Raw genomic sequence first — 1,679 nt, 5'->3', positions numbered from 1 at the left:
GATTGTCTGATTGCTTTTTCTCGTTCAGTTCGTCCAGCGCGTCATAGCCGGGCGTTTTGCTTCTCCATACTTTCGCCATGATTCCCTGCTTAAAGGCTCGCATTGCTAATTTATTAGCGGCTTCACAACCAACGGGGCGCGGTATGTCGTTATCGGCAATAATTGCAATTTCTTTTATACCGTCCGGAAAGTGAAAATTAGTCATGCCGCTTGTACTTAAGGCCGCGTATAAGCCCCAATCGTAAGCTTTGTACAATTCACGGGCGGCAAGGGCGGTTTCTATGCCCTCTGCAATGACAAGACGGCCATTTTCAGGAATCGGGAACAGGTGGACGGCTTGCCCCGATATGCTGCCTTGCTTACGGCTTCTCATTTTCTTGGCCGGTAATGCTTCGCCCGTTTCAGGGTCTTTGATTGCCAGTTTCTGATAGCGCGGGGCGTGTAGCCCGTCCTCTCCGCATGGCTTGTCATAGCTCGCCTGCAAATAGGTCAGGTGTAAGCCTTGTAGCTCTTCGTCCATATCGCGGATAGCGCAAACCATACACGGGAAACTACCAAGCAAAAGCGGCTTATCCTCGCCTGTTGTCCAATAGTCTTTTTCAGGTAGAAAACGGACGTTTTCGGGTAAATGCGCCATGTCCAAACCGCGTGATTTCAAATACTGGATAACAGGGGAATCGGGGCGGATAGGTTCTGTACTTCCCCACAATGCGGCCAGTTTCTCGATTTGGTCTTTTTCGGGGCATGGTTGCGCTTGTGGGCGTGTTGGCGGTATCGGCAAAGGGTCTGCATTATCCATGCCTAAAACGCCTGAAACCTGCTTTAATGCCGTCTGAAAATCACACCCGAAAAAGTGCATTACCAAGCCGAAACCATCGCCCGCGCCGTTGTTGTAATGGTTGCAAATGAATGTGCCGTTTCCGTCCTTGTCGTCATATCTGAAACGGTCTTTCCCTCCACACGCAGGGCAGGGCTGGTGTTTGTTTTTCAGGTATCGCGGGTCTATGCCTAATGCGGCGTGGATTTCCGGCCAGCGGTATTGCGCGGCGGCTTTGATGTCTTGATAGGTCGGTTTCATTGTTCTATCCCCTCTGTTACAGGTTCTAAAACTACCCCCGCTATCGGGTCGGTCTCCCATATGGTCGGCGTTGTCTGTATTGCCTGCTCCGTGTCGGCGTGGGCGGGCTGGTTACAGGCTCGGACTACCAAAGCCAAAAGCAACACCCAAAACACCAGCAAGGCGCGGTTTAAATACTGGCGGAAACGGTCTGATTTATTGGTCTGTTTCATGGTTTATCCTTTGCTATGCCTCCAGTGTTTCAAAACATGAATCTAATAAAATCAATTAGTTATGAAAACACTAGGGCGAAGTTTGCCCTATGCCGTCTGAAATAGGCGGCATAAAGGCGGGTAAATTTCAGGGAATAGGTGGGCTTAACCGGCGTGGGTTACGCTGTAAACAGCCCATTCTTTCAGGTCGTCTGAATCGTCAGGGCGCGGGGATGGGGTCAGTTTGAATGTATCCCGCAAGCTCGGATGACAAATCGAAAGATTCCAAGTTTTCCGCATGGGGAACTAGGGTTTGAATGACTGTGGCAAGACGTGCCGTGCTTCCGCTCGCACTTATGGGGGTGTTGCGGACGGAATGGGCGGCCATGTTGTCGCAAATGGTGTCGATG

General features: G+C 50.9%; 3 protein-coding genes. All 3 read right to left on the bottom strand.

Annotated elements, in window-relative coordinates:
- Positions 1-1,078: DUF7146 domain-containing protein (locus HMPREF2700_RS10970; RefSeq protein ID WP_070592103.1), on the bottom strand; the 1,078-nt coding region annotated here is incomplete at its 3' end.
- Positions 1,075-1,290 carry a PTS sugar transporter subunit IID gene (locus tag HMPREF2700_RS10965; RefSeq protein ID WP_070592101.1) on the bottom strand — a complete coding sequence of 72 codons (216 nt, stop codon included), beginning with the start codon at positions 1,288-1,290 and terminating at the stop codon, positions 1,075-1,077. The genes HMPREF2700_RS10970 and HMPREF2700_RS10965, both read right to left, overlap by 4 nt.
- A gap of 144 nt (positions 1,291-1,434) precedes the next feature.
- Positions 1,435-1,569, bottom strand: coding sequence for a hypothetical protein (locus HMPREF2700_RS12050; protein WP_283129711.1), 135 nt, complete (start codon positions 1,567-1,569; stop codon positions 1,435-1,437).
- Positions 1,570-1,679: the final 110 nt, after the last annotated feature.

It is taken from the genome of Neisseria sp. HMSC068C04, assembly GCF_001810105.1.
Lineage (GTDB): Bacteria > Pseudomonadota > Gammaproteobacteria > Burkholderiales > Neisseriaceae > Neisseria > Neisseria flavescens_B.
This window is presented reverse-complemented; position numbering and strand designations above follow the sequence as displayed.